Source organism: Chamaesiphon sp. GL140_3_metabinner_50 (assembly GCF_025361915.1).
In the GTDB taxonomy this organism is placed as follows: domain Bacteria; phylum Cyanobacteriota; class Cyanobacteriia; order Cyanobacteriales; family Chamaesiphonaceae; genus Chamaesiphon.
On the sequence record NZ_JANYJC010000134.1, the window covers coordinates 1 to 6,725 of the forward strand.

Here is a 6,725-nt window from a genome sequence, read left to right on the forward strand (position 1 = left end):
GCAGATCGTTACAATTAAGTAAGGAATACTAACAACCCCCCAATTTATGAGAGAGTAATCGAAGCTCTTCTCACAAAGTTTTGTGAAGATTGGGGTACTCTTGAAACATAGAAACAAGCGACTTTTACAGAACTACCTTGACGATCGTAGGCAACTACCAGACTCGTACATCCAAAGCCATGGGGAACCAACACTCACCACAGGATCTAACTTTACTGCGGCAAGTCTTTACTAATATTCAGCCTGATAGTTGTCCGAAACACTATAATTTTCACATGCACACCAATTGCTCGGATGGGAAACTTACCCCTGAAGATCTGATGGCGCAAGCTGTCGAAATTGGCTTACAGGGGATCGCAATTACCGATCATCATAGTGTGGGTGGTTATTATCGTGCCAAGCAATGGCTGGAAACGCAAGCAATTGACTCGATCCAGTTATGGACGGGAATTGAAATTACGGCGTATTTACCCCCAGTAGACGTACATATCTTGGGTTATGGCTTCGATCCTCTCGATCCGAATCTGGCTCCATATCTAACTGGGAGAGAACCCAGAGGTGTGGATGCTCGTGCCGAGCGCGTTATTAATGCACTGCATCATGCGGGTGCTATTGTAGTATTAGCACATCCTTCGCGGTACCGTCGATCGCCAGAAGAACTGATTCCCACTGCGGTAGCTTTAGGTATCGATGGTGTAGAGACTTATTATGCTTATAACAATCCCAATCCGTGGATTCCTAGTTTCGAGCAAACAGAAACCGTCAAACGCCTGGGGAATAGTTACAATCTGCTACACACCTGCGGTACCGATACCCACGGTTTGAATTTATTGCAACGGTTATAATCTTCTAAACAACATAAATTTAACTCGATCGATCGGCAGATTCAAACACTAGACTGTTGACATCGATCGCGTTATACTTCCAACTTACATACAACAATCGCCCTAATCTCTGTCACATTTTTCAATGCAACATCATTAGTCAAAAAAGCATCGCAATTAGCAACAATCGCTGTGGCAATTTGAATCGAATCAGGAAGCTGAAAAACTCTCACGATGCTCATCTCCTTCCCTTCGCGTGCGAGATACCCACTCTTGAGCATCTTCACCCATTAATGGAGCCGTTACAATTCCCTTCAAATCGCTCCACTTCCGGATTGATTTGACTGGTTCTGTTGGTACATATTCTCTAATGCTCTCAATTACATGAGTCATCACTTGAATCCTATCTGTTGGTGACAAGCGATCTATGTCACTCAATACTTGTTGTAATTGTGGACTCATGTGTTTACCTATGGCTATCTATTTTTAGTTTAAAACCTTTGGCTCGAAAAGCGAGGTTGAATTTGTTTAAGTTTCTTCTGAGTGGGGTGGATAGATTCCCACCACTTAATTACTCCACATCCTTCCGCAACGCCTTAATTTGAGATTGCCGTTTCTTATCCTCCAATCGTCGCCGATTTTGTCCTCTACTCGGCTTCGTTAATTTTCGAGGTAATACCACCACCGCCACACTCAAAATTAACGATCGCAACCTGTCAAAAGCCTCATCCCGATTCCGTTCTTGGCTCCGATGTTCCTGCGATTTTATCACGATCGTGCCTTCATTAGTAACACGTCGATCGCGCAATTGCAATAGCCGTTCTTTATACCAATCTGGTAAAGATGAAGCCATAATATCGAATCGCAAATGAATCGCCGTCGCCACCTTATTGACATTTTGACCGCCAGCACCCTGCGATCTAATTGCACTAATATCGATTTCGCTAGCTGGAATACTCAGGCTTTTAGAAATTTGAAACATAATTTATTAAACAATTAATTCGATCGATCGGGTGTAATAACAGCAATCTACCACCCATCATCGAGAAATTCTGGGGGTGGGTTCTATCCTCTAGGATTGTTATATTAACAATATACTCAGCATAGGTTAGAAGTTCATGCAAGCAGAATACCGCCAGCGTCGGGAACAGTTCATGTCCAAAATTGGCAATGGCACCGCGATTGTCGGTAGTGCGCCGATGGCTACCATGCATAACGATGTCGAATATACCTATCGTCAAGATAGTGACTTTTACTATTTGACTGGATTCAACGAACCTAATGCTGTCGCCGTCATCGCCCCCCATCACGACGAACACAAATTCATTCTCTTCGTGCAACCCAAAGAACGCGAAAAAGAAATCTGGACGGGATACCGCGTTGGTGTCGATGCTGCCAAAGAAAAGTATGGCGCAGACGAAGCATATCTAATTAGCGAACTGGATGAAAAACTCCCTCAATATCTAGAGAAAGGGGACAAAATTTATTACCACATGGGGCGCGACGAACAGCTCAACAACAAAGTAATTACCCATTGGCAAAGACTCCTCCGATCCTATGGTAAACGCGGTACGGGGCCAATCGCGATCGAAGATCCCTTCCTCACCCTTCATCCCCTGCGGCAGATCAAAAGTCCCGCCGAACTAGATTTGATGCGCGAAGCCGCCCACATTGCCGCCCTCGCCCACGCTCGCGCCCGCCAAATCGCCAAACCAGGTGTCAAAGAATCAGAAATTGAAGCCGAAATCGAATACATCTTTCGTAAAAACGGTGCAATGGGCGTAGCCTATCCTTCGATCGTCGCAACAGGCTCTAATGCCTGCGTCCTTCATTATATCGAAAATAATAGCACCCTCCAAGACGGTGACCTCCTCCTGATCGATGCTGGCTGCTCCGTCGGCTACTATAATTCCGACGTTACCCGCACCTTCCCCGTCAACGGCAAATTTACCACCGAACAAAAAATCATCTACGAACTAGTGCTAGACGCGCAAATGGCGAGTATCGAACAAGTCAAACCGGGCACTACTTGGAAAGACTTTCACCATACCTCAGTTCAAATTATCACCGAAGGCTTAGTCCAACTCGAACTCTTAGCTGGTGATGTCGATACCTTGATTGAAGAAGGCAAATATAAAAACTTCTACATGCATGGTACCGGACACTGGCTCGGTTTAGATGTTCACGATGCGGGGATTTACATGCACGGTGCCGAAACCTGGTACCAATTCCAACCTGGCAACATCATCACCGTCGAACCCGGTATCTATATCTCCCCCGACATCGAACCCGCCGAAGGACAGCCCAAAATCGATGATTGTTGGAAAGGTATCGGCATTCGCATCGAAGACGACGTTCTCATCACCGCAGATGGGCACGAAGTCCTCACCGCCGCCATCCCTAAATTCGTCGAAGATCTAGAACGGTAGGCAAATACTACCCTTAATAAATATGTCTGAACTATGATTGAAATGATTCAATGATGAACTGTGATTATTTCTAGATGGAAATCATAGCTTATCTATAAATCTGACAAATCATAGTTCAAGACCATATATTTTGTGTTAGAAATTACCAAAATGCTATAAATTTCATTGGTGAAGTATCGAGGGTAGATTAGATTGACACTCCAAAACTCTGAATTTGCCAAGGTTTAACAATATTGAATGTTTCGGCTTGGGCTTCTTCGAGGATATTTACCACTCGGTCGATCTCTAAACCCAGATCGCCAGTCAACTCAATATTCGCTTCATTACCATGACATTCATAACACCGGATTACCCACGAGTTCGCGATCGTCGATGAGGGTTTAAATGCCATTAAAATTAGATTTTGAGATTGAAGATCGATAAAGCTATTAGCTGCACGTAAATACTGGTTGTCAGCGGCTGTTCGATCGATCTGAAATACTTGCAAAGGTGAATTCAACTCCAGCCCCTTTCGCACCGTCTGAGCGGCTTGCCAGGTGCCACTGTGGGGATAAATAGCGTAGGTAAACTCATGATAACCGCGATCGGCTGTCGGATCTGGCCATTTAGGACTGCGGAGCAAGGTAAGTCTTAAATAATCCGTCCCCGCATCGAAGCCGTATTTGCAATCATTTAGAATACTCACGCCATATTCGCCACTATTATCGGTAAGATCTACCCAACGGTGCATGGGTAATTCCCATTTGGCTTTCTCGGCGGCGGTTTCGGGTTTAGTGGTACGATCGATTGCACCGCAAGCAGTTTCGGCAGTAGATCGATCGGCGGTAAGATTGAGGGGGAAGTTAGCTTTAATCAGTACGTGTCCTGTTTGCCAATCGACGCTGGTATCGATCCGCAACATGGGTGAATGGATATCTAGAATATAATCTTGCGTAAATTCACAGTCAGATAATTCGCGCACTACTCTGATTCGTTGACGAATTTCGCCGTTTTCGATCCACTCGATCGATCTTAGCTTGCTGGGCGGTAATTGTTTTTCGGCATATTGAGGATCGATATTCCACGCATCCCAGTATTGTTCCGCATCTTGGAAGGCTTGGAGTTGATGCGCGCCTATCGATGTGAGAATGTGGCGGTGGTTGATGCGATCGTACATTCGCGCAATATCCCCAGTTTCGGTGTCGATTTCTACCTCTAAGAAGTGGTTTTTAAAAATAAAATCGCTGGAAGCTAGTGTTTCCGTTGAATCTGGGTGCGGAGAGAATGGTGTTACCCCCCCAACCCCCCTTATAAAGGGGGGCTTCTCCGGCTCCGGCTCCCTCCCCTTTATAAGGGGAGGGCTGGGGTGGGGTAATGGACTACGTGGTAAATCAACTAAACTTATGGATTCTTGAGGTGCTGCGGAGCTGTACCCATCCCGCCCTACGGGCACCCCTCCTTGGAGGGGATTTAATTGAATATGTGCCAGCCAAAATAAGCGATAACCGACGCTCGGTGAGTCGGTAGCGAGGAATAAGATATATTCTGAGGTAGATTGGCTGGGTAATAAATTTCCATCGAGATCGAAGACTTGCCACACAGCTAACTCATCGACTTCTGAGAGAAGTCGATGATTTGGAGGATTTAGGGGATATTTGATAACTTCGGTACGGTTCCAATTAAGCGCGTTAAAAATCACGATCGCAATTGCACCCTCTACAGGGGGATTAGGAAGTAAGATCCGATCGCAAATATCGCCTAAAGCATTACTAATTATCTGCGTTGTGACGCGCTCGACATTTTCCCAGCCTTCATTTGCCGTCACATATACGGGTGCGATCGCGGTGCCGGGGATGATATCGTGAAATTGATTGAATAATGTTTGTTTCCAGGCTGTCTCGATTTGCAATTTAAGAGCATCGGGATAAACTCGACCGGTAACTATATGCGCGATCGACGACCAGAGTTCTGCCTGATATAATAAATCCTCACACTGACGATTCGATCGCTTTTGAGCGGCGTGGGTAGTAAAACAACCGCGATGGAATTCTAAATATAATTCGTCCCTCCATACTGGTAATAATTGACTATCGGCTCTACTTGCCAACTTATCGAGATATTTCACCGCCGTCGTAAATTCTAAATCGGGAAATACGTCCGAATGCGACCAGCGATGGGCTAACTCCAACATATCACGAGTCGGCCCGCCGCCATGATCGCCCACGCCGAATAAATATAGCGACTCATCTATTCCTGTCGCGGTTTGCCACTTGCAAGCATAATCCATCATCTTCAACGGATCGATGCCTTCCCCAATCGCCGACGACATCAAACTCAATACTCGACTTCCATCGGGAGCTTCCCACCAAAATAATTGATGGGGAAATTGCGTCGTATCGTTCCACTGGAATTTTTGAGTGACGAAATAATCGATTTTCCCCTGCTGTAATAACTGCGGTAATTGCCAGCAAAAACCAAACGTATCGGGCAGCCATGCGACACTAGTATATGCGCCGAATCTCGACTGGTTATATGCTTGTCCGTAAATAATATGCCGCGCGATCGATTCCCCCGAAATTAAGTTAAGATCTGGCTCGATCCACATCCCCCCCACTATTTCCCATTTACCCGCCTTTACCTGCTGACAAATACCTGCAAATACCTCCGGCTGATTAATTTCCATCCACTCATACAATGCAGGCGTAGAATGGCAAAAAGTCAAATCGGGAAACGCTCCCTGTAATTTCAGCGCAGAGCGAAATGTCCGCTCCGCCACCTCCCAAGTCTCCGCCACCTCCCACAACCACGCCATATCCAAATGAGCGTGCCCCAACAATTTAATGCTTTGTACCCCTCCTGAATCCGATCGGAAAATCCCCTCCTCGGAGGGGTGCCCATAGGGCGGGGTGGGTAGATCTCCGCCGAAGTCAAATATCGATTTAAGCTGTTGTTTTAGTTCCAGTAAGTGCCGAATAAACCGACAACTATCTACCGCGAGTAGATCGTAATCAACCTCATCGATAATCCCTGCCAATTCCCCCAACCTATCTGGCTGAAAACTCTCCACCTGCTTCATCATTACCGCCAACTCATCCGCCAACCAACCCGGTTCCGGCTGCGTCCGATCTGCGGACTCATAAACCAGCCGCGATCGCATCAAAGCACCGATATCATGCCCCGGACTAATCAGCCTCAATCTCACGTCTACAGGCGTTCCCGGTACCACTGCCGACATCAACAAAATGCGCGGACTGTGGTCGAATAAATCGCCCTCCTGCACCAATTCCCCATTCACAAATACCTGCGCCAACTCCGCCCACCACGTTAAAGCCAGCCGACACGATAAACTATTAACCGGATAACCCCCCACATCCGCCGGAAATACCAACTGTTGCGCCAGCCAAATTTCTTGTCGCCCCCGCTCCCAGGCGATTTGTCCCTTCTCGTTTAATTTCCCCAGCTCCCACTGGCGCGGATCGGCATCTACAGTAGT

At 46.6% G+C, this 6,725-nt stretch carries 5 protein-coding genes; 2 read left to right on the forward strand and 3 right to left on the reverse strand.

Annotated features, from left to right (window positions below):
• Positions 1-179 precede the first annotated feature (179 nt).
• On the forward strand, positions 180-845 hold the full coding sequence (locus Q0R35_RS07140; protein ID WP_295615411.1) for a PHP domain-containing protein: 666 nt from the start codon (positions 180-182) through the stop codon (positions 843-845).
• A 71-nt stretch (positions 846-916) separates the two neighbouring features.
• Here Q0R35_RS07140 and Q0R35_RS07145 read toward each other — a convergent pair whose 3' ends face one another.
• Positions 917-1,105 (reverse strand): hypothetical protein, encoded by a 189-nt coding sequence (locus Q0R35_RS07145; RefSeq protein WP_366944838.1) that lies wholly within the window; start codon positions 1,103-1,105, stop codon positions 917-919.
• 290 nt (positions 1,106-1,395) lie between these two features.
• Complete coding sequence (gene arfB / locus Q0R35_RS07150; RefSeq protein WP_295615415.1) at positions 1,396-1,806, reverse strand: alternative ribosome rescue aminoacyl-tRNA hydrolase ArfB; 411 nt, start codon at positions 1,804-1,806, stop codon at positions 1,396-1,398.
• A gap of 136 nt (positions 1,807-1,942) precedes the next feature.
• On the opposite strand from arfB, the gene Q0R35_RS07155 reads away from it, so the two are divergent.
• On the forward strand, positions 1,943-3,253 hold the full coding sequence (locus tag Q0R35_RS07155; RefSeq protein WP_295615417.1) for an aminopeptidase P N-terminal domain-containing protein: 1,311 nt from the start codon (positions 1,943-1,945) through the stop codon (positions 3,251-3,253).
• A 187-nt stretch (positions 3,254-3,440) separates the two neighbouring features.
• On the opposite strand, the gene Q0R35_RS07160 is transcribed toward Q0R35_RS07155, so the two are convergent.
• Positions 3,441-6,725: alpha-mannosidase (locus tag Q0R35_RS07160; RefSeq protein WP_295615419.1), on the reverse strand; the 3,285-nt coding region annotated here is incomplete at its 5' end.